Below are 21,935 nucleotides of genomic sequence, written 5' to 3' on the forward strand. Positions count from 1 at the left end.
TCAAAATCAACTCTCAAAAACCAGTTAGGTAAATCAACAGACCGCCCCACTTTGAGATGGATATTTCAATGCTTTCAATCAATCCCAATTACTTGGCTGTAAATATTTTCATGATGAAAATTTATAAACAAAATCAGAAAAAAGCTATTTGAAATTAAAAAAGCTGTGTAGAGAGGCATAACCATAAGCCTCTCAATTAATTTTTACAAATATTAACACAGTTGAAAGTAGATAGATGACTCTTAGTTTAAGAGTTTTAAGCTTTTAATGCTTATTAAAGATATTTTTCCAAAGTGTTAGCTAATGTAGTTTTCGGAACGGCACCGACTACCATATCAACTTTTTGTCCACCTTTAAAAATCATCAAAGTGGGAATGCTACGAATACCATATTGACTAGCAACATTAGGATTTTCGTCTGTATTGACTTTCACCACTTTGAGTTGACCTTCATACTGGGAAGATATTTCATCTACTACAGGGGCTACCATCCGGCATGGACCGCACCAGGGAGCCCAAAAATCGACGAGAACAGGAACATCGCTGTCTAATACTTCCTGTTTAAAAGTAGAATCGGTAACTTGTGCGGCTGCTGACATGGCTACAAACCTTTGCCTTAGAAATGTGTTTGATTTTGGTGAAATTCTACCATAGCAAAAACCCCTGCTTCGGAGTGGAGCAGATACATTTGCATGGAGTTTCAGATTTTATTTATAACTTTTGATTAAAAATCTGCAAAGGTTTTTTTTCTCAATATCTTTTTATTGCAACTTTTTGAGTATGTGGTTATCCTGTTTTGATATTAAATATTTATATTTAGATGTTTATATTAAGGAACCGCCCGAACAGTAGTTCGGGCGGAGTGTGGTGTGAGGAGTGAACGGAAACATGCGTCTCCGCTATCTCTATTGTAGGCGACATATGAGATTTTTCCAGTCATAGTTTAACGACGTGGAAAAATTTTTTTAAGAAATTAGAATTAGTATCTATTTACCCATGCCTAAATTTTGAGCTTTTTGATATAGTTTTCCTTCTGTCAGTAAAGAAGGAGCAATCACAACTTCAACTTGTTGCATTTCTTTAATATTTTTAGCTCCTAAGGTACTCATACTAGTTTTCAATGCTCCCAAAAGATTGTGGGTGCCATCATCTAGTCCAGCAGGACCGGTCAGAATTTGCTCTAGTGTACCGGTGTTACCAACTTGAATGCGCGTACCTCTAGGTAAAACCGGAGAAGGAGTTGCCATTCCCCAGTGATAACCATTCCCTGGAGCTTGAGCTGTTCGAGCAAAGGGCGAACCAATCATGACACCATCTGCTCCACAGGCTATGCACTTACAAATATCACCGCCGGAAATGAGTCCGCCATCGGCAATAACAGGTACATATGAGCCTGTTTCTTGATAGAAATCATCTCTTGCTGCAGCACAGTCTGCAACAGCGGTTGCTTGGGGTATTCCCACACCCAGCACACCACGAGATGTACAAGCCGCTCCAGGACCGATTCCAACTAATATGGCTGCAGCTCCTGCTTTCATCAAATTTAAGCTGACATCATAAGTCACGCAGTTACCTAACACTACCGGCATGGGCATCTTCTGACAAAATTCTGCCAAGTCCAGGGGTAAAACTGACTCTGGCGAAAGGTGAGCTGTCGAAACTACTGTGGCTTGGACGAAGACCATATCAGCTTGAGCCTTTGCCACAGCATCGCCAAATTTACTAGCACCTGCTGGTGTTAAACTGACTGCGGCAATTCCACCTTGTTGCTTGATTTCTGAAATTCGCAACTCGATCAGTTCTGGTTTAATTGGTTCGGCATATAATTCCTGCATCAAAGAAACAAATTCATCTTTGCCTACTGAAGCTATGCGCTCTAAGATTGATTTTGGTTCAGCATAACGAGTTTGAATTCCTTCCAAGTTGAGTACGCCTAATGCTCCCAACTGTGAAAGACGTACAGCCATTGATACATCCACCACACTATCCATCGCACTAGCAATGATTGGAATTTCTCTTTCAATATTGCCAATGCGCCATTTAGTATCAGTCAAACTCGGATCGAGGGTTCTATTACCTGGGACTAAAGCAATTTCATCAATCCCGTAAGCCCTGCGAGCCGTTTTTCCCCGCCCTATTTGAATGTCCACGCTTTCCTATCTTCCCAAATCTGTTTAAGCTAGGGTATCAAATTGTGGAGGTGTTATGAGCGTTTTTCTGCCAATGATTTGCCAGAAGATGATTTATTTGGGTAACAAGTTTCAAACAATACAAACTAATGCTTAGCGATATTTTGGTTTATTTAGAGTTTTTAAAGCCCTAAAGCATAATAATCAACAAATCAAAAGTTTCATAAGTATCGCCAATTGAATCTATATTTTGGTATCATTAGTAATATTTATCTAACTGTTGTTTAGTTTTTTATTTGTTTTTATTTGGTTGTTTCTAACCCATCGATCACTTATATGAAAAATAGTATCAATAAAAACATTTACCTTCTTTACGGAAAAGCAAAAGTCAAATTTTGTCGAAAATTTGAAGATTGACAGAGTATCGAAACCCTTGAGTTAAACACTTGTAGTTATGCTTGGAAAAATAAAACCGGGTTAGGCATAACAAATAAATCCAAAAACCGCTAATATTGTTAACATAACTTCAGATTAGACTTTCGAACCTTGATCCAATCTGAAACACTAGAACTACTAGACTGGTCCCGCCTATGCCAGCATTTGTCTACCTTTGCGACGACAAAGCTGGGACTATCTGCTGCGCTAAATTTGAGCATACCCACCAAACAAGAAGAAAGTGAGTATTTACTAGCTCAAACCAAAGAAATTTACGAACTTGATAGCCGTTTGAATAGCGGATTGTCCTTTGAAGGAGTTAAAGATATTGGTGATTCCTTGGAAAGGGCAAATTTAAAAGGAGTTTTGAATGGTGAAGAGCTTTTGGCGATCGCCACAACGCTTTTCGGTATGAGAAGCTTACGCCGTGTAATAGACAGTCATTCGGATTTAGAAGTTCTCAACGAATTAGTTGCTGATTTGCGTACTTACCCTGAATTAGAGCAAGAAATTCACCGTTGTATTGATGAGCGGGGAAATGTTGCAGATCGTGCAAGCCAAAAACTCGGGGATATTCGTATTTCTCTCAAGCAAGTACGCAGTCAAATTACTCAGAAATTAAATAATATAATTCAAGTTAAGGGAGGAGCCCTCCAGGAACAGTTAATTACCCAACGCGGCGATCGCTATGTTATTCCGGTTAAAGCTCCCCAAAAAGATGCTATCCCGGGGATTGTTCACGACACCTCAACCAGTGGTGCGACCCTGTACGTAGAGCCAAACTCTATCGTGTCAATGGGCAATCAACTGCGACAATTACTTAAGAGAGAGAAAATAGAAGAAGAAGCAATTCGCAGGGAATTAACGGAACAAGTGGCAGAAGTTACGCCTGATTTAGAAAAGTTGTTGGTAATTGCTGCTTTTCTAGATTTAGCCTTAGCCAGGGCGCGTTATAGTTTGTGGCTCAAAGCCAACCCACCAAGATTTATTCAGCGTCAAGAAGAGGAAACTATTACTCTGCGGCAGTTGCGCCATCCCCTACTAGTATGGCAGCAGCATCACGAACAGGGACATGAGGTAGTACCAGTTGATTTGTTGATTAATTCACAAATTCGTGTAGTCACTATTACTGGACCTAATACAGGCGGTAAAACTGTTACTCTCAAAACCCTCGGATTAGCAGCATTAATGGCAAAAGTGGGTTTGTTTGTCCCAGCTCGCGAACCAGTGGAAATTCCATGGTTTGACCAAGTTTTGGCAGATATTGGCGACGAACAGTCCTTGGAGCAAAGCTTGTCAACTTTTTCTGGACATATTCGCCGAATTAGTCGAATACTGGAAGCTTTAGGAGACAGGAGACAGGAGACAGGAGACAGGAGACAGGAGACAGGAGACAGGAGACAGGAGACAGGAGACAGGAGACAGGAGACAGGAAACAGGAGACAGGAAACAGGAGACAGGAGACAGGAGACAGGAGACAGGAGACAGGAGACAGGAGACAGGAGAAGAAGAATTATTTGCCCAATCCCCAGTCGCCAATCCCCAATCCCTAGTTCTCCTCGATGAAGTTGGAGCGGGGACCGATCCAGTCGAAGGTAGTGGTTTAGCAATTGCTTTACTGCATTATTTGGCAAATAATGCTCAATTAACAATGGCGACAACTCACTTTGGCGAACTGAAAGCACTGAAATACCAAGATGAAAGGTTTGAAAATGCTTCGGTAGAATTCAATGACACTACCCTTTCTCCCACCTATCGCTTATTGTGGGGTATCCCCGGACGTTCTAATGCTTTGGCGATCGCTAGTCGTCTAGGATTAAAAGCAGAAGTCATCGAAGCAGCAAAATCTGAAGTTGGTGGAGAAACTGACGAAGTTAACCAGGTAATTGCTGGATTAGAAGCGCAACGTCGTCGTCAGGAAACTAAAGCCACACAAGCACAAAATTTATTAAAGCAAACTGAGCGTTTGTATAAAGAACTTTCAGAAAAAAGTGCCAACTTAGAAGAAAGAGAAAAATCTTTACGGATCTCCCAAGAGGTAGCGGTACAAAAAGCAATTAATGAAGCAAAGTCTGAGATTGCTAAAGTCATCCGTAGCTTACAGCAAGGGAAGTCCACCGCCCAAGACGCTCAAAAAGCGACAAACGCAATTAATGATATTGCTCAAAAGCATACACCCAAAAAGCAGCCAAAAAAACCTAAAGCCGGATTTTTGCCGAAACTGGGCGATCGCATTCGAATTAGCAAATTAGGGAAGACTGCGGAAGTAATTTCTGCACCAGGTGCAGATGGCGAGTTGACTGTCCGCTTCGGGATTATGAAGATGAACGTCAAGTTAGAAGACGTTGAATCTTTGGATGGTGAAAAAGCCGAGCCAATAGCAAAAACAAAATCAGCACCTCCAAAATCAACTTCAAAATCTTCTCCTGCACAAAAGTCTGTGAATTCTTCCCAACCCACCCCAGAAATTCGTACTTCTCGCAATACCTTTGACTTACGGGGTAAACGGGTCGCTGATGCCGAAATTATTCTTGATAAAGCAATTTCAGAAGCTACCGGACCAATCTGGATTATTCACGGACATGGAACTGGAAAATTGCGTCAAGGGGTACAAACCTTTTTAAAACAACATCGGCGAGTTAGTCGTTTTGAAGCTGCAGAACAAGCTGATGGTGGTACAGGTGTAACTATTGCTTATGTTAGTTAAAAAATAGTTCAAAAAAATAAGTCAAACTGGTAAAAAAAACCGTTAATTAAACCCAATCCCTTTATTAAAAAATGTTAGAACTCTAACCCGTCTACACACTTAATTGTTCTTAATCATCATCGTCATCGTCGTCATCATTATTTACTGCAATAGCTTGGGCGTATCGTTTGTTGATTTCATCCCAATTAACAACATTCCACCACTTCTCTAAATATTCGCCACGACGATTTCTATAACTTAGATAATAAGCGTGTTCCCAGACGTCATTACCCATAATTGGGTAATCACCTGTCATTAGTGGAGTATCTTGATTGGGTGTGGTTATTATTTTCAGTTTGCGATTATTTTTATCGTCATCATCGTCATCTTGACGATCAAGAACAAGCATAACCCAACCGCTACCAAATCTACCGCCGCCAGCTTTGTTAAAATTCTCCTTGAATGTGGAAAAATTACCAAAACTATTACTAATTGATTCTGCGATCGCGCCAGTAGGTTCGCCTCCACCATTAGGTTTCATAATTTCCCAAAACATGGAGTGGTTTACATGACCGCCACCATTATTACGTACTGTTGTGCGAATGTCAGAAGGTATGCGATCAAGGTTGCGCAATAAACTTTCGATACTTTTGGTTTTTAATTTGGGATATTTATCTAAAGCAGCATTTAGATTTCTGACATAAGCCGCATGATGTTTGTCATGATGAAACCGCATGGTTTCTTCATCTATGTATGGCTCTAATGCGTTGTAATCATAGGGTAAAGGAGGCAATACTGCAGTCCCGATTGGTTGAGGGTCTGCTTGACTTATTAGTTGAGGATCCAAAGGAGTTTGAGCAAAAGCATAATTTTCTACCGCTAAGCCAGCTGCAGTAGCACCCAATAAAAAAAGAAAATGACGCCTATTTAAATTCATTGTATTTCCTATAAACTAATTTACAGCGATCGCATATAGTTTATGAATAAACTATTTATTCTATTAGTTCTTTTCGTTATTAAATTTAAAACTAAAAAAAGTAATAGAAATATTATTCATTTTTTCTAAATTGATTGCTGTATTTGTTTCAATATCTATTGCTTCAGGAGCCAATTATAAGCTAAATATTAAATATTTTCAGTAGAATTATCATGTGATTCTCGCAACGCAAATCAAAGATAAATATATTACTTTTATCCCAGTATTTGCGTTTATAAATATGAATAAACAGACCAGTGAACGTAAATATTTATTACTATTTAGAAAATAATTATAAACTTCATAAACTCAAATTTTATGTATATGAATCGAGCACAAATATCTGATTAATTATTACTAATTCAAAATTACTAATTAAAATCAACTGAAATTAATTTTAAATCAACAGTAGAGGCGCACATATGTGCGCCCTAATAAACAATATTCTTTTAACTTTAAAGTCCCTTAATATTTTGTTACTTATTTATGCCTTTAGTTCAATTTTTCTACATTCTGGTGTTAAGCATAAAAAGCTAACTTGCTTTGTCTATGCAACTGCTTTAGCAAATCGTTTGTTGATTTCATCCCAATTCAATACATTCCACCAAGCTTTTAAATACTCAGCACGACGATTTCTATATTTGATGTAATAAGCATGTTCCCATACATCATTACCCATAATTGGATATTTCCCTTCAGAGAAAGGACTATCTTGATTTGCTGTGGTCATCACTTCCAGTTTTTGATCTTCTCCCAAAACTAACCAAGCCCAACCGCTACCAAAGCGACTTTTACCAGCTTCGTTAAATTCTCCTTGAAACTTTTCAAAGCTACCAAATTCCTTTTTAATGGCTTCTGCGATCGCGCCAGTAGGTTCACCTCCAGCATTGGGTCCCATAATTTCCCAAAACATTGAGTGGTTTACATGACCGCCACCATTATTACGTACTGTCCGACGAATATCAGAAGGTACGCTTTCAAGATCGCTTAATAAATCTTCAATACTTTTATCTTTTAATTCTGGATGTTTCTTTAATGCTGCATTAAGATTTTTGACGTAACCTGCATGGTGTTTGTCGTGATGGAAACGCATAGTTTCTGCATCTATGTGTGGTTCCAATGCATCATAAGCGTAAGGCAATGGAGGTAATTTAATTACACCAGATTCTGGTTTAGATGCAACCTTAGTGACTTCTTCTGCTTCTGTTTTTGGAGAATTCTCTGCAAATGCACAAGCATTTAAAGTATAACTAGCTGCACAGGTACCAAATAAAATGAGAAAATGGCGGCGATTGAGATTCACAGCTTTTTCCTGTAAAAATGTTTAGTAATATTCAATACTTATTGTCTTAGAATCGGCTTACAAAGTAAATATTCAATAATTTGGCTGATTTTGTATTTTTTGCACATATATTAATTTATATCAACAAATATCAATTCTCACTCTTTTTGTGAATTAAAAAAATCATATTCTGGATGTGTAATTTTTAACAATTACATAAAATCATTTGCAGAGAAGTTAAGTTTTGTAGCAGTAGATAAATTCTGCAAAATTAGAGCTTGAAAGATTTAAGTACTAGTAAAGAATTTAAGCCGTCACAAAAATAAATGTACCGATTATCTGTTTAATTTAAAGCAATCGCAAAAGACTGATTGGGGAATAATTTCCCCGTCAAACCACTAACTTTGCGATAACCGCTTCACTTTTGCACCTTCCAACAACTTATGTGTTTCACAAAGTAAATCAGGGATTCGCTCTGCATGGGGACTATTACGCAAACATTCCCTTAAATCTAAATTTTCCACCCCCTCTGCTTTATTACCGGGAAACCAATGGCTCCCATTACCCAACAAGTTGTAACGTGTTTTCGCATATTCATGCATATCGTAAGCCAGAGCTAAATTTCGCAGCCACAAAACGGTACGAATATTAATATTTCCTGGAGTTTTTTCGTGTTTTGGTAAACCAACCCGCCAAGTCTTAATCCAATTTTCGCCAAAAGTAGAAATAGCTGCTTGCTCCCACCTTGCTAAAATTGGCGGTAGAATTTCGTCAGCTTTATGTAATAAATCTAAAGTTTTCAGGTGCTCATCAAAATCACTTGGCTTAGATGCACCCAGAGAAAGAGTATGGACTTGCGAGTGACTCAAACAAAATAAGTCATTAAATACCATAGGAGATAGGGGTGCACACAAATCAACTAACTTTTGGGGTGGATCGTAGAGCCTACCGCCCTTATCGGAGGGACTAATTATGAATACCCCCATATCATGGCGAGTTGCAGCTTCAATAGCTTGCCAGTTAACTTGATTAATATAGTACCAGTGGAGGTTAACGTAATCGAATTGGTTAGTATTAATAGTTTGAATAATAATATCAGTAGGGCCATGGGTGGAAAACCCAACAAATCTAATTTTCCCTTGTGCTTGTAATTTTCTTACTACGTCTAAACAACCACCAGGACGAATACTGTAATCCAATAGTTCAGCAGTATTAATGCCGTGAATTCCCAACAGATCGATATAATCTAACTGGAGATTTTTCAGAGATTTTTCAAAATCTGCTTGGAATGCTTGGGGATCGGCTTTGGGTCCAACTTTGGTTTGAACAATTATTTGGTCGCGGGGAAATTTTGGTAAAACCTGCCCTAATTGCATTTCCGAACTACCATAACCACGAGCTGTTTCAATATGATTGATCCCCAATTCTACAGAACGTTTGATAGTTGTTTCCAAGTTAGCTTGCTTGTCAGCAGGTACTTGTTGTTGCGGTATATCCTGCCACTTAAATTGATATCTCATTCCCCCACAGGAAAAAACTGGCATTTTTAGCTCTGTGCGCCCAAAACGTCTGTACAGCATGAACTTGGTGATTGTAGTGACATCCTACTTTTAATTTATAACCTTCAAGCATAACTTGGTTTGGGGTTTTCAGTTTCCCTCTGTTCGGGAATTTACCCAATCGATGATGAATTAAAAATAGTTGTTAAGAAAGGATCTTTCAGAAAAATGCGATCGCAACCACAAAATCAAAATAAAACTAATGCGATAGAAGTTCAACCAGAAGGGCAATATCATGTCGTAAGTGACACTCGAACTATTGTTTCTTTAATTGCCTTGATTCCAATTTTAGCTTTGCTTGGTACTCTGGGATATCAAAAGTATCGTGTTTTTGTTCGACGCAAACGAATTGCTTTGCTGGAAAAAATCTGGCTTTTAGATGTTAATAATAAAACTCATTAAATATAAACGTTTATAAAAACCGAACTAAGCAAAATAGGTCGCAGATAAATCTATTTGAATAAGTGGATGAGCGTCGACAAGAGTCATTAGTGGATATTAAACAATAGGATAAGAAACAGAACATATGCAGCAATTAAAATTATTGGGTAAATGTTTCCAACCTATTTGTTGTCCTTATCAAAAGATGAACTGAGCAAGCAGTATACGAAACGTCTGCCTTGCTCAATTTTATTTCAACCAACTTGCCCAACCCAAGGAAGTCAAAAACCAGCAATTATTTATTTGCACAGTTGGAATAGCTATCCCTATTCACAAAAAGCTTATCTCCTTGGTTCAGCCCTGGCAAATCAAGGATATACTTTTTTGAGCTTGGGAATGCATCGTCGTGGTGTTGAAGGTCAAATGAGAGCAATTCCAGATGATGATATTGAAGATATTAAGCGTGGTGTAGAATATTTGAGTTCCCATGGATGTAGTGAAATCATAATTATTGGTGAAGAAATTGGTGCTTTAACTGGTATCAGATATCAGTGTAAAACTCAGGACGTTTGCATCAAAGGTATTGTTTTAATTTATCCTTTACCAGATCTAGCAAATTGGCTTGAAAATACCATAGGTGAAGATAGATATAAGGCTTTAGAGCAACAATCAGAAAGGGAAATAATAAAGGGTTCTGAAGAAGAAAAATGGGTTGATTTAACCGTTAATAGTCCTAATGGTAAGGAGTTACTCATTTATCAGTCTTTTGATTCCTGGGTTTCTTGGTGGAGTAGAAGTGCAGATACTAAAATCTCTGGTTTCCTAAAAAATATTCAAATTCCGTTTCTAATCCTTCAAAAAAGGGGAATGGAGTTGGAAGAAATAGAAACAAGTATTTCTGCTAGCAAAGTTTTAGATGTAGAAGATAATAAACAGTTTGCACAAATCATTGATTTGTGGGTTTCAGAACTGGAATTACCTAATGTCGAGGGATTTCAACTGGTTACCTCGGATGTTAGCAAACCGAGTGAAATGGTAACGGTTCAGACAAGCGATGGTAGCAGTTTGGTCGGATTTCTTTGGGAAAAGGATTGCAATCAAGAAAATCAAACTGTGGTGCTTCATGTTAGAGGTAAAACTGGTACTCCCATAACAGAACCTTTATTTACAAAATTAGCTGAAGTCTATAACCAAAATGATATATCAGCATTAGTGATTGAAATGCGTAGAAGTGGTTATGGTGGAAGTATGACAGCAACAGCATCAATGGATATAGATGATATTGACGCTTTTGTGAAATTACTTTGTCAACGTGGATATACTCGGATCGTTTTAAGCGGACAAAGTTTGGGTAGCAATAGCATTATGCGCTATCAAGCACAACGCCATCACCCCAATGTTATTGGTTTGGTTCACATGGCTCCTACACGAGATGCTGCTGAGTGGTTAGAAGCTCATATTGGTAGCGAGATTTACAATTGTTTGGTCTTAGAAGCTAAAAAAGCAAGGGAAGAAGGTCGCGGCGATCGCGGTTTAGTAGGGAAACCACCTTATGAATGGATGCTCTCTCCTCACCGTCCAAATTCATGGATTTCTTGGTGGGCTCCTGAAGCTGATACAGCTAACTTGAAAACAATTGCGGAGATTGATATTCCAATTTTACTATTGTGTGGAAGTAAAGACTTTTTTAATGATCGCGATCGCTTAAATCAATTAAAAAAAGCAGCAGTTCGATCGCCAGTTACAGATATCATTTGGTATGAAGGTTGTGGTCATAATTTTGCTAATTTTGAACAAAAGACAGCTGAGGATATTGTCTATTGGTTAAATAAGATTTGAACAAAATAGTAACTAGTTGCAAGTTGTTTTTTATACTTTGGAAAAGTTGGTGACTTTGAAAATTTAACAGTCGAGCTTTTCCAATAATGCTTATTCTTTCTAATTGAAAATAATAACATTATGCTGAGTAATTCTGGGGATCCACAAGAGCAAAACTGGCAAAATTTTTGTGCTAACCACCTGAGAGATTGGTACGGCATTTGGACAAGATATTCCGCCCAAGGAGAAGTCATAGAGTCATTTCAAAGTCTTAGAAGCTTGAAACTCAATCAAGAACAAACAGGAATCGATCAAACTAATCGCTACACTTACGCTGATGGCAGAATAGAAGAAAAAAATTGGCAATCAACAAAGCAATCTAAGAATTTATCAGATGGAATAGTTCATCCTAAAACATCCTTGATGAGGTCATTATACTTCGAGCAAGGTGCAGCGGCATGGGTAACAAACCAGTTAAAATTGGGAGATTTTTTTCATTCGGGGGAGTTATTTTTCAGATATGAAAATCTCCGACATAGTGTAGGAGCAGTTTATGATGAAAGTGGTGGTTTGCTCCGGATTACTAGTATTCGTGAAGATTCTCTTAATTTCCCAAGTAAGTACTGGTCGAAGCAGTTAGAACTATTACCCAAAAGAAATATTAGTGGTAAGTGGCAAGGGATTTCAGTGACTATGACATCTGATTTAAAAGTTTCACTCCCTGTACCTATTAAACAACGCTCGTTCTGTGAAGAAAATGAAACTTTCTTTTTACCAGATGGAATTTTTTTGAACTGTCCGAAAAAAGTAAATATTGGCAATCATTTCACTATTATTGCAAACTGGTTAATTACCTCTTCCCATTTACAACAACTGATTCTCAAGTACAATCTAAAGGGAGAATTTTCCACGTTAACACTCGAAATATTCAATAGATCGGAGTGAATATTTGCAAGTTGAAATGCTTAAAGCCAGAGACGTCATAATAACCTATACCACGTTGCAATAAAACAGAGTTTGCCAACCAATCTAAGGCGATACAAAATTCCATATCCTTTTTTATATTTTGTGGACAACTAACTGAAATATTGTCCTGAAAGTTTAGGGTAAGATTATCTCGATTCAAATCTTTCAATGATATCCAGGAAATATCTACCGGCTCTAACACCATCAAATCAGGTTCTATGGTTTTAAGCTTACCTTGCCAATTTTCCTTAGTTATAGTCAACACTGATGTTTTACTTTGTTCTGAGACATTAGTACTAAGTAATTGGGGACTAATAGAAATATATTCTAAACTGCCATCATTGCCATATTTAATAAAGGCAAGTACTCTTCTATTTTCACACCTCAAACCAATTTCAAAAATAAATATAGAGTTAGTTTCTAATGTTTTACTTCCCCAGCAAAAACTATTATCTAAAAATAAAGCACTCGTAATAGGTTTAATATAAGGACCAAAGGTTTTTAACTCTGTCTTCCCGTCAGCATAAATTAAGTAGTCCTCGTGATTGATCTTACTACCATCTTGACTAATTTTAAGGTTAGTAACAACATTCCAAGAATCAATTACTTCTTCCCCTGAGGAGTATCTAGTATTAATACCACGCCATTCCCCTACATGATATCGACAGAAATTATTCCAATTTTGCAGTTGTAGATTCATTGGATTTGCATCTTCAATTTTTCAAACAGCTTAAATTTTTAAGTATGGATGATACTATTATCAAGTAAAAATCCCTTCAAAAGAGTAAGTCAATGGAAACACCCATTAGCGGTTTATACGAACTCGCAATTGGTGCAACAGCAAAAGATGAATCTTTTCTCATCCGATATTGGGAACAGTTTGGCTTTGATATAGAACAATCTGGCGAACTTAGTGCAAACCAAGCTAATCGGTTATATGGTGTTAATTCTAGTTTGCGATCGCTCCGCCTTCATAATCAAGTTACGGATAGAAGTTTACTCCGCTTGATGGTGTGGGATAAACCAGTTAATGAAGGTTTGGGACTAACCCCTTTAAAAGCAGTAGGTAGCCGTTGGGGAACTAGTTTATCTTTAGACGTATTCAATATTGCCAACCATACAGAAGATGCGATCGCTGCTGGCTTACCTGTATATTATATTTCACCCCAGAGAAATTTAATTAATCGTCCCAAGCCATTTGAACCGTTTCTACAAGCTAATCCTTGCGTACATGAAATGGTTCTTATCCAGCCCTTTGCGCGACAAGTTCTGTTTGAGCGCCATGATTATTACCGCCCAAATTCGGGAATTGTTAACCCGGACTCTCACTTTAAAGGCTCTGAATTCGTTCATGTGGGACTGGTTGTGGATTGCGAACATGAAAAATTGGATTTTTATGACCAAGTCCTTGGTTTGCGTCGTGTTGTAAATAACTCTGAAAGTGAATATGGCGAAGCTTCTAGCCGCATCCTAGAACTAAAAGGACCAGAAAATGGGGAACGGATGCTGAATTATTACTTTACATCTCCTCCTTATTCGACTGCAGATAAACCTCAAATTCGTTCGGGAAATTTGGAAGTTTTGCGTTTTGAATGTGGTGACTTACCAAACAAGTTTAATTACTCGCGTCCTGGTTGTCTGGGAGTTTGTTTGTACACTATGAAAGTAAAAGATATTCAGCAATATTATCAACTTGTAAGTAGTAGCAAAGCCACAGAAATGACAACAGTATATGAAAACGAGTTTGGCGAAAAGAGTTTCTCGTTTGTTGCTCCTGACGGTTATTTTTGGACTTTAATTGGATAGCTTCAATAAATCCCTGTTGACTGATTTTTAAAATTTTGCTGTAGGTGCTGCCTTAGCTAAGCATAAAAAACGAATGATTTAATTAGCATATAAATAGTTATATGGAATTCATACTGTATGCAATTAAAAGACCAAAACTGGAAAAATTTCACTGCAAACCATTTGCGGGATTGGCATGGCGTTTGGACAAGGTATACTCCCCAAGGAGAAGTAAAAGAATCATTTCGTAGTCTAAGAAGATTTGAAAGTAACCCAGAGCAAACTGAAATCCACCAAACAAATCGTTATATTTACGCTCAAGACAATATTAAGGAAGAAAGTTGGGACTACAATCAATCAGAAAATAGTTCTGCTGATGGAATATTTCACCCACAAGCTGATTCTATGAGGACTATTTGCTTGGAATCTGGTCATTCTGGTTGGATCGCAAAGCAGTTAAAAACTGATTCATATTTCGCTGTTGAATTATTTTTTAGATACAAGGAATTAAGACACAGTGTCGGTATTGTTTACGATAAAGAAGGAGCTTTATTACGAACATCGAATATTCGTGAAGATGCAACAGGTTTTCCTAGTAAGTATTGGTCAGAAGAACTAGAACAACTGTCTGAGAGAAATCTCAACGGTGAGTGGAAGGGATATTCTGTAACTATGACCTCAGATTTACAAGTTTCTCAACCAATACAAACTGAACTAAATTGGGGTTGTGAAGGACACCAAAATTTCTTTTTACCGGATGGAGTTTCTATTAGTTGTCCAAAGCGAATAGGTATTGGTACTTCCTTTAATCTTGTGGTGAATTGGTTGATAACAACTTCTAAAATGCAACAACTAAGTGCTCAATATGATAAGGATGGTGCTTTTTCTGGGTTGAGATTAGAGCAACTGCATCTTTGAACCAAGATTCAATAAAGTAAAAATCCAAACGAATATCTATCTTAAATAATTGTCTTGGGATGAATCAAATTGTAACCTGAGGCTTTAATTTTCTGATTACTTACCCGAGCATTAAGGAAACGATAGCTTGGTTTTGTATCATCCCAGATAACTTTATCTAAATTTGCGCGATCGCATACTAGATCGGATAACTCACGGATCGTCATATTAAAATCATTTACCAGATTATAGATACCACCCAACCTTCTCTGACAGAGAAAATCCAAAGCTGCAACAATATCATCAAGGTGAATCCAACTAGTAAAAGTATTACCACTTCCAGGAATTGTTTTACCAGCAATTCGTTTAAAACGTTTTGTTAGTTCGCGCTCGGGACCATAAATTCCTCCCAACCGGAGAATACAAGCCTTGATATCTTCACTAGTTGAGTTTAACAAGGTATGCTCTACTTCAGATAACACCTGATTGTATTCACTGTCAGTATCAATGGGAGAAGTCTCGTCAATCCACTCGCCTTTTTTATTACCGTATACAGAGCAACTACTGAGGTAAATTACCTGTTTTACGCTTGGTGTGTTCTGAAGTGCTGATACTAAGTTTTTTACCGTGGGAATGTAAGTTTCTCGATATACCTCTGCATCTACCTGGCGATCGCTAATGGGAGCAATACTTAAAATGATAGTATCTTGATTTTGTAGGAGCGACCGTACTGCTTGACTATCTGCACCTTTCATAACTACCACTCGAGTAGCTAATTCCTGCAGTTCTTTAACCCGTTCCTCTCTTGTAGTTGTTACTGTTAATGAGTGACCTTGCTCTTTACACCAATAGCGCGAAGCAGCAGTTCCCACATAGCCACAACCAATAATGGCAATTTTCTTCAAATCATTGTGGTGAGTAGTCATTTGTCTGCTAATAGACCCCTTATTGATCGCTTGTCTGACTAATAATTTCCCTGTAAAAAACAAAGAACCCTCGTGCCTTCACAAAACCTTGATGTTATAGGCAGAGGAGTATAAAAATTTAAAATGGTATAGTAAAACTTTTACATTTCCTGGACTACAGGTTTACCATCTTTAACTTCACCAATTAGAACCTTATCCGCACAATTAACAAAAATACCGTTTTCTAGAACCCCAGGAATATTATTCAAAGTTTTTTCTAAATTCACAGGGTCGGGAATATCGTCAAATTTTACATCTACAACTAGGTTACCTTGATCGGTGACAACAGGACCAGCTTTTTTCACACCCATGCGTAGTTCTGGCTTACCACCAAGTTTTGCGATCGCATTCATCACTGGAGTGACTGCCATTGGGATGACTTCTACCGGTACAGCAAAAACTGAACCAAGTTTGTCAACTAGTTTACCTGAATCTATAACTACAATAAATTGATTTGCCAGGTAATCCACAACTTTTTCCCGAGTATGGGCTGCACCACCACCTTTAATTAAATTTTTTTGGGGATCGACTTCATCAGCACCATCAATGGCAATATCAATATGGTCAATCGCATCTAATGTAGTTAAAGGAATACCATATTGTTTGGAAAGTACCTCAGCTTGAAAAGATGTGGGGACACCAACAATATCTTTTATCTCCCCTGACTTGAGGCGTTCGCCAATAAATTGAATTGCGTACGCAGTGGTGGAACCGGTTCCTAAACCAACTATGGAATTGGATTGAATCAAGTTGGCTGCTGCTCTACCAACTTCCTGTTTCATTAACTTTACTGGATCTGCTGCTGCGGTCATCTCCAAATCTCCTCAATTGCTTATTTGTTATTTATTTTTGGTTATTCGTTTTGCAAATAGTAACTAATGACCAATCAGCAATAACCATAAATCCACATTAGCAGTCAGACGTCATTCACTGACACATTTGTCAGCAACTCTAGTCTAAAGATTTGGAGCTTAACTGACCTCGAAAAAAACAATTATTTGGACTTGAGCAGTACTCAGACTTTGGGAAACTAGAAATTGGGAAACTAGAAATTTATTAATGATTATCTTATTATTGCCGTTAAAATTACGCAATCATTACTAGTTATAAAAAACACATATATTTCAGCCTTTAATTACCCTGTAAAAGCACAATACTTAAACAATACTTAAATAAAATCAGTGTTTAATACAATAAAACTTTAGGAAACTATGAACTTCCCTAAAATGTCTTAATAAAATGTGAAGTTAAATTTCTCAAAATAGTTTATTTAACAGATTGTTTATTTAGGTTTAAACCATGCGTCACTTAACCAGTGCTCTATCATTATTGGCATTAGTACAATTACTAGCCATTCCAGTCTACGCTCAAACAACATCCGAACAAAAAACACCGGACCAAACAACGACTCAAACATCGTTTGACCCTATACAGAAGGTCGTTAGTGCAAACTTAATGAATAAATTTCCTGATGGTAACTTTCATCCGGAAAGATTTATGGGTCGGGCAGAGTTAGCGTCAATTATGGTGAAAACTTTTTTACTCGATAAACAAAAAGCGGCAACTGAAGATAACATCAATGTTACTGATGTATCCTCCTCCCATTGGGCATTTCAAGATATCCAAACAGTTTTAAAAACCGGAGTAATGAAGGGCTACCGAGGAAACTTATTTTTCCCCAACCAGAAAGTTACCAGAGCAGAAGCTCTAGCTATTTTTGCTCAATCCTATGGTGTTTTCCAGTTCCCCGAAGCAACAGTAAATGAAATCCTAGCCCAATTTCCAGACCAACAATCAATTCCTCAATGGGCAAGAAAAGCTGTAGCTACAACTGTTACAGGAGGATTTGTTAATCAAAAAGCTGATGGAAATCTTTCTCCACTCAAACCCATGACAAGGGGTGATATGGCATATGTACTTAGTAGATATTTACAAAGACAACAAAGAAATCCATATACGCCAGAAGTTACCCCTATCAACAATACTTCAATTGCACCAATATAAATTTCTTAGGTAACGCAATTTGGGTTAAAGGCAAAATTTATATTAGATTGTCACACTACCCAGTAGGTAGTATAATAACTGCCTTTTTCCCATTTATTTCTGTGATTTTTCCTCAAAAAACACCTTCTTTCATTATTTTTTTTCAGAATGCAATTTAACTTGTCCCTATCAAGAACCCAGGCGTGGCAAAATCAAAAATACTAGACCTTGAGAGGACAACCTTAAAGTATGCATCTTAGTGACATCACTCATCCCAACCAATTGCATGGATTATCAATTCGGCAGTTAGAACAAATTGCTCGTCAGATTCGAGACAAACATCTTCAAACTGTTGCAGCGTCAGGGGGGCACCTCGGTCCAGGGTTGGGTGTAGTTGAATTAACTCTGGGACTTTACCAAACATTGGATTTAGATCGAGATAAAGTGATTTGGGATGTGGGACATCAAGCTTATCCCCACAAACTAATTACTGGTCGTTATGACAAATTCAGTACTTTACGGCAAAAAGACGGAATAGCAGGTTACCTTAAGCGCGGTGAAAGTAACTTTGACCATTTTGGTGCAGGACACGCTTCTACCAGCATCTCGGCAGCTTTAGGAATGGCTTTAGCTCGAGATATGAAAGGTGAGAAATTTAAAGTTGCTGCAGTCATTGGTGATGGCGCTCTAACAGGCGGTATGGCATTAGAAGCAATTAATCATGCCGGACATTTACCAAATACTAAATTATTGGTTATCCTCAATGACAACGAAATGTCAATTTCACCTAATGTTGGTGCGATTCCTCGCTATCTCAACAAAATGCGGTTATCGCCACCCATGCAATTCCTTTCAGATAATTTTGAAGAACAATTTAAGCAAATTCCTTTTGTAGGGGAGTCTCTTTCTCCAGAACTAGGTCGGATCAAGGAAGGAATGAAGCGATTGGCTGTTCCTAAAGTAGGTGCTGTGGTTGAAGAACTTGGCTTTACTTATATGGGACCAGTTGACGGACATAATCTCGAAGAACTAATTACCACCTTTGGACAAGCACACGAAATTGATGGTCCCGTTTTAGTACATGTTGTCACAACCAAAGGTAAAGGCTATGAAATCGCCGAAAAAGATAAGGTCGGCTACCACGCACAGTCACCTTTCAATTTGACAACAGGAAAAGCCATTCCCTCGAGCAAACCAAAACCTCCCAAATATTCCAAGGTTTTTGCCCATACTTTGGTTAAGTTAGCAGAGCAAAATCCAAAAATTATTGGTATTACTGCCGCAATGGCAACGGGAACAGGCTTAGATAAACTCCAAGCCAAGTTACCACAACAATATATTGATGTTGGCATTGCCGAACAACACGCCGTCACTCTTGCTGCAGGTCTCGCTTGTGAGGGTATGCGTCCGGTTGCAGCAATTTATTCTACATTCCTTCAACGTGCCTACGACCAAATAATTCATGATGTTTGCATTCAAAACCTACCAGTATTTTTCTGCTTAGATCGGGCAGGAATTGTTGGGGCTGATGGTCCTACTCACCAAGGAATGTATGATATTTCTTACCTGCGCTGTATTCCTAATATGGTTCTAATGGCACCAAAAGATGAAGCAGAAATGCAGCGAATGGTAGTCACAGGTGTTAACCACACAACAGGTCCAATTGCCATGCGTTTCCCTCGCGGTAATGGCTATGGAGTTCCCCTGATGGAAGAAGGTTGGGAAACAATAGAAATTGGTAAAGGAGAAATTCTCCGCAACGGGGATGACCTATTGATTGTGGCCTATGGTACGATGGTACACCCTGGCGTACAAGTAGCAGAAATTCTCCGCGAACATGGTATCGAAGCCACTGTGATTAATGCCCGGTTTGCTAAACCTTTGGACACAGAATTAATTTTGCCACTAGCAGAAAAAATCGGTCGTGTTGTCACCCTTGAAGAAGGTTCTGTTATTGGTGGTTTTGGTTCTGGGCTAGCTGAAGCTTTATTGGATAACGATATTCTTGTTCCCGTTAAACGGATTGGCATACCAGATGTATTGGTAGATCACGCTCAACCTAATGAAAGTAAAGCTACACTTGGTTTAACCACCCCAGCAATTGCTGAAAGAATTTTACAAGCTTTCTTTAGGCAACAGGTATCGGCAGTTGTTTCATAAATTAAACATTAAAATTGCCATATAAAGACACTTCCACGCACAAGAAACTTGTCGTATTTATGCAAATCAAAATTTAATCTCTTGCTGCGTGATAAGTGTCAGTTTGCTATACCCTCAAGAAATACAGGACATAGGAAACAAATAAAATCAACCCTCAATTAACCCTCTAAAAAATATTTTTATTTTTGTAAATACACCTTACATGGGCAAAATATTGGGAATTCTGATATCCAAATTTGTTTCCTAAAAAGTGCCAAAAATTGTAAATGTTAAGAATTAAAAATTGATAACATTATTCTTGACAATAGATATTTGTCACTGGTAATAGGTCATTAGTTATTGCTCAGTGGTTATCAGTAAACGACTATTAGTAACCAGTAATCATGGGCTGGTTACTTGTCATTAGTCAATTGTCATTGGTAAACAGACAAAGAGCAAATGACAAATGACAACATAAATACCTTTTACCTGTCCTAATTTCCTGGAATTATTCAACTTAATCATGTCCCAGAACAGCCCAGTTTATCCAATCATTTGGCAAAAAGACTCTGTTTTACTAATCGACCAAACTCGTTTACCTAATGAGTATTCTTTTGTCGAAATCAACCGCAGTGAAGATATGGCTCAAGCAATCAAAACAATGATTGTTAGGGGTGCGCCAGCAATTGGTATTGCCGCAGCATACGGCATATATTTTGGGGCAAGAGAGATAGAGACAAACGAGCGTCAAGAATTTTTGCAACACTTAGAAAGTGTTGCATCTTTGCTACGCTCCACTCGTCCCACGGCAGTAAATTTATTTTGGGCAATTTCACGTATGTTAAAAGCAGCATACGAAACTATGGGTACCGTTGAAGAAATTAGGGAAACTCTACTACAAACTGCTCAAGCAATTAATAATGAAGACTTACAAACTTGTTTAGCGATCGGCGATAATGGTTTAAAAATATTGCCGGCTTATCCAGAGAAATTGACAATTCTCACCCATTGTAATGCAGGGGCCTTGGCCACTGCTGGTTATGGTACGGCTTTGGGTGTAGTACGTTCGGCTTGGAAAGAAGGGCGTTTAGCACGCGTTTATGCAGATGAAACTCGTCCTCGTCTTCAAGGAGCAAAACTTACTGCTTGGGAATGCGCTCAGGAAGGTATCCCTGTCACTGTGATTACAGATAGCATGGCTGCTCATTGTATGCAGCAAAACATGATCGATCTGGTAGTTGTTGGTGCCGATAGAATTGCAGCTAATGGCGATACTGCCAATAAAATTGGTACATACAATCTAGCACTAGTCGCCCGAGCACATAACGTACCTTTTTATGTTGCTGCTCCTATTTCGACAATTGATTTTTCCCTGATTGCAGGCAGTCAAATTCCAATTGAGGAGCGTCACCCAGCGGAAATTTATCAAGTTGGCGATAATCTCTTAACACCTGGTGGCATAGAATATTACAATCCTGCCTTTGATATTACACCGGCAGAGTTGATAACTGCGATTATTACAGAAAATGGCATATTTGCTCCTAATGAGCTAGCACTATGCCAACCACGAGAAAATATCATGGAAGTCTTTTAACTTTCTACCTGCTTGATTATAAACCTGCTTGATTATAAACATTTTCCTGCCAAAAGTACGGAATATAAGGTAGATAAAAATAGCCAACTATAAGGAATAAATTAATTACTGATAATTAATTTCGTGCTGTTTTTATCTATCTATAGGCTTAACTTATTATGTATATGCCATAACTTATAATTTATTGACTTGCTAATATCTAAGATATAAATAGTTGTAAATTTTATAGTCAAATATAACATTGACTATTCAGTCAAAAATAATATGATAAATGTCTATATTTGACTATATTTAGGTTAAAGTTGTGCGATACCAGTTAATATAGTGAATCCTAGCATTAG

The 21,935-nt window shown here is 38.0% G+C and carries 16 protein-coding genes and 2 pseudogenes; 10 read left to right on the forward strand and 8 right to left on the reverse strand.

The window, feature by feature from the left end; genetic code table 11:
• Positions 1-274 precede the first annotated feature (274 nt).
• Both trxA and BC008_RS07760 read right to left on the reverse strand, forming a co-directional pair.
• Positions 275-598 carry a thioredoxin gene (gene trxA / locus BC008_RS07755; protein WP_027846682.1) on the reverse strand — a complete coding sequence of 108 codons (324 nt, stop codon included), beginning with the start codon at positions 596-598 and terminating at the stop codon, positions 275-277.
• A gap of 387 nt (positions 599-985) precedes the next feature.
• On the reverse strand, positions 986-2,149 hold the full coding sequence (locus tag BC008_RS07760) for a GuaB3 family IMP dehydrogenase-related protein (protein ID WP_027846681.1): 1,164 nt from the start codon (positions 2,147-2,149) through the stop codon (positions 986-988).
• 525 nt (positions 2,150-2,674) lie between these two features.
• Between BC008_RS07760 and BC008_RS52630 the strand changes: the two are divergent.
• Together BC008_RS52630 and BC008_RS52635 are read left to right on the forward strand one after the other, a co-directional pair.
• A pseudogene (locus BC008_RS52630) lies at positions 2,675-3,917 on the forward strand (endonuclease MutS2); the annotation flags it as partial.
• 183 nt (positions 3,918-4,100) lie between these two features.
• Positions 4,101-5,270: pseudogene (locus tag BC008_RS52635) on the forward strand (Smr/MutS family protein); the annotation flags it as partial.
• Between the two features lie 109 nt (positions 5,271-5,379).
• On the opposite strand, the gene BC008_RS07770 reads toward BC008_RS52635, so the two are convergent.
• The 3 genes from BC008_RS07770 to BC008_RS07780 form a co-directional block, all read right to left on the reverse strand.
• The gene (locus BC008_RS07770) at positions 5,380-6,186 is read right to left on the reverse strand and encodes a superoxide dismutase (protein ID WP_058183402.1); all 807 of its coding nucleotides are present in this window, start codon (positions 6,184-6,186) and stop codon (positions 5,380-5,382) included.
• A 586-nt stretch (positions 6,187-6,772) separates the two neighbouring features.
• Positions 6,773-7,528, reverse strand: a complete 756-nt coding sequence (locus BC008_RS07775) for a superoxide dismutase (protein WP_027843320.1) — start codon at positions 7,526-7,528, stop codon at positions 6,773-6,775.
• A 377-nt stretch (positions 7,529-7,905) separates the two neighbouring features.
• Entirely contained in the window at positions 7,906-9,087 is a 1,182-nt protein-coding gene (locus BC008_RS07780; protein ID WP_027843321.1) for an aldo/keto reductase, read from the reverse strand.
• A 60-nt stretch (positions 9,088-9,147) separates the two neighbouring features.
• Here BC008_RS07780 and BC008_RS07785 point away from each other — a divergent pair, with 60 nt between their 5' ends.
• The 3 genes from BC008_RS07785 to BC008_RS07795 all read left to right on the forward strand — a co-directional run bounded on the left by BC008_RS07785 (position 9,148) and on the right by BC008_RS07795 (position 12,210).
• Entirely contained in the window at positions 9,148-9,468 is a 321-nt protein-coding gene (locus BC008_RS07785; RefSeq protein WP_058183403.1) for a hypothetical protein, read from the forward strand.
• Between the two features lie 150 nt (positions 9,469-9,618).
• Positions 9,619-11,286, forward strand: a complete 1,668-nt coding sequence (locus BC008_RS07790) for an alpha/beta hydrolase (RefSeq protein ID WP_027843322.1) — start codon at positions 9,619-9,621, stop codon at positions 11,284-11,286.
• A 120-nt stretch (positions 11,287-11,406) separates the two neighbouring features.
• A complete protein-coding gene (locus tag BC008_RS07795) occupies positions 11,407-12,210 on the forward strand; it encodes a DUF3598 family protein (RefSeq protein WP_036265424.1) in 804 nt (267 codons plus the stop codon).
• On the opposite strand, the gene BC008_RS07800 is transcribed toward BC008_RS07795, so the two are convergent.
• A complete protein-coding gene (locus BC008_RS07800; RefSeq protein ID WP_027843324.1) occupies positions 12,194-12,931 on the reverse strand; it encodes a DUF3598 family protein in 738 nt (245 codons plus the stop codon). The two genes, BC008_RS07795 and BC008_RS07800, sit on opposite strands and share 17 nt — an antisense overlap.
• Positions 12,932-13,023: 92 nt before the next feature.
• Here BC008_RS07800 and BC008_RS07805 point away from each other — a divergent pair, with 92 nt between their 5' ends.
• Both BC008_RS07805 and BC008_RS07810 read left to right on the forward strand, forming a co-directional pair.
• Positions 13,024-14,037, forward strand: a complete 1,014-nt coding sequence (locus tag BC008_RS07805) for a hypothetical protein (RefSeq protein WP_027843325.1) — start codon at positions 13,024-13,026, stop codon at positions 14,035-14,037.
• Between the two features lie 117 nt (positions 14,038-14,154).
• Positions 14,155-14,934 (forward strand): DUF3598 family protein, encoded by a 780-nt coding sequence (locus BC008_RS07810; protein ID WP_027843326.1) that lies wholly within the window; start codon positions 14,155-14,157, stop codon positions 14,932-14,934.
• 41 nt (positions 14,935-14,975) lie between these two features.
• On the opposite strand, the gene BC008_RS07815 is transcribed toward BC008_RS07810, so the two are convergent.
• Together BC008_RS07815 and rpiA are read right to left on the reverse strand one after the other, a co-directional pair.
• The gene (locus BC008_RS07815; protein ID WP_321170071.1) at positions 14,976-15,902 is read right to left on the reverse strand and encodes an SDR family oxidoreductase; all 927 of its coding nucleotides are present in this window, start codon (positions 15,900-15,902) and stop codon (positions 14,976-14,978) included.
• Positions 15,903-15,979: 77 nt separating this feature from the next.
• Positions 15,980-16,690: a ribose-5-phosphate isomerase RpiA gene (gene rpiA, locus BC008_RS07820; protein ID WP_027843328.1), complete on the reverse strand. Its 711-nt coding sequence runs from the start codon at positions 16,688-16,690 to the stop codon at positions 15,980-15,982.
• 487 nt (positions 16,691-17,177) lie between these two features.
• Between rpiA and BC008_RS07825 the strand changes: the two genes are divergently transcribed.
• The 3 genes from BC008_RS07825 to mtnA all read left to right on the forward strand — a co-directional run bounded on the left by BC008_RS07825 (position 17,178) and on the right by mtnA (position 21,594).
• Positions 17,178-17,882 (forward strand): S-layer homology domain-containing protein, encoded by a 705-nt coding sequence (locus tag BC008_RS07825; RefSeq protein WP_027843329.1) that lies wholly within the window; start codon positions 17,178-17,180, stop codon positions 17,880-17,882.
• A 228-nt stretch (positions 17,883-18,110) separates the two neighbouring features.
• On the forward strand, positions 18,111-20,021 hold the full coding sequence (gene dxs / locus BC008_RS07830) for a 1-deoxy-D-xylulose-5-phosphate synthase (RefSeq protein ID WP_027843330.1): 1,911 nt from the start codon (positions 18,111-18,113) through the stop codon (positions 20,019-20,021).
• Between the two features lie 502 nt (positions 20,022-20,523).
• Positions 20,524-21,594: an S-methyl-5-thioribose-1-phosphate isomerase gene (mtnA, locus tag BC008_RS07835; RefSeq protein ID WP_036265426.1), complete on the forward strand. Its 1,071-nt coding sequence runs from the start codon at positions 20,524-20,526 to the stop codon at positions 21,592-21,594.
• The last annotated feature ends 341 nt before the right edge of the window (positions 21,595-21,935 follow it).

The sequence above is a fragment of the Mastigocoleus testarum BC008 genome, assembly GCF_001456025.1.
Taxonomy (GTDB): domain Bacteria; phylum Cyanobacteriota; class Cyanobacteriia; order Cyanobacteriales; family Nostocaceae; genus Mastigocoleus; species Mastigocoleus testarum.

What these genes read in the sequence shown, in the direction of transcription:
- trxA (WP_027846682.1), bottom strand. Translation starts at nt 598, where the DNA reads ATGTCAGCAGCCGCACAAGTTACCGATTCTACTTTTAAACAGGAAGTA.
- BC008_RS07770 (WP_058183402.1), bottom strand. Translation starts at nt 6,186, where the DNA reads ATGAATTTAAATAGGCGTCATTTTCTTTTTTTATTGGGTGCTACTGCA.
- BC008_RS07780 (WP_027843321.1), bottom strand. Translation starts at nt 9,087, where the DNA reads ATGCTGTACAGACGTTTTGGGCGCACAGAGCTAAAAATGCCAGTTTTT.
- BC008_RS07790 (WP_027843322.1), top strand. Translation starts at nt 9,619, where the DNA reads ATGTTTCCAACCTATTTGTTGTCCTTATCAAAAGATGAACTGAGCAAG.
- BC008_RS07795 (WP_036265424.1), top strand. Translation starts at nt 11,407, where the DNA reads ATGCTGAGTAATTCTGGGGATCCACAAGAGCAAAACTGGCAAAATTTT.
- BC008_RS07800 (WP_027843324.1), bottom strand. Translation starts at nt 12,931, where the DNA reads ATGAATCTACAACTGCAAAATTGGAATAATTTCTGTCGATATCATGTA.
- BC008_RS07805 (WP_027843325.1), top strand. Translation starts at nt 13,024, where the DNA reads ATGGAAACACCCATTAGCGGTTTATACGAACTCGCAATTGGTGCAACA.
- BC008_RS07810 (WP_027843326.1), top strand. Translation starts at nt 14,155, where the DNA reads ATGCAATTAAAAGACCAAAACTGGAAAAATTTCACTGCAAACCATTTG.
- rpiA (WP_027843328.1), bottom strand. Translation starts at nt 16,690, where the DNA reads ATGACCGCAGCAGCAGATCCAGTAAAGTTAATGAAACAGGAAGTTGGT.
- BC008_RS07825 (WP_027843329.1), top strand. Translation starts at nt 17,178, where the DNA reads ATGCGTCACTTAACCAGTGCTCTATCATTATTGGCATTAGTACAATTA.
- dxs (WP_027843330.1), top strand. Translation starts at nt 18,111, where the DNA reads ATGCATCTTAGTGACATCACTCATCCCAACCAATTGCATGGATTATCA.
- mtnA (WP_036265426.1), top strand. Translation starts at nt 20,524, where the DNA reads ATGTCCCAGAACAGCCCAGTTTATCCAATCATTTGGCAAAAAGACTCT.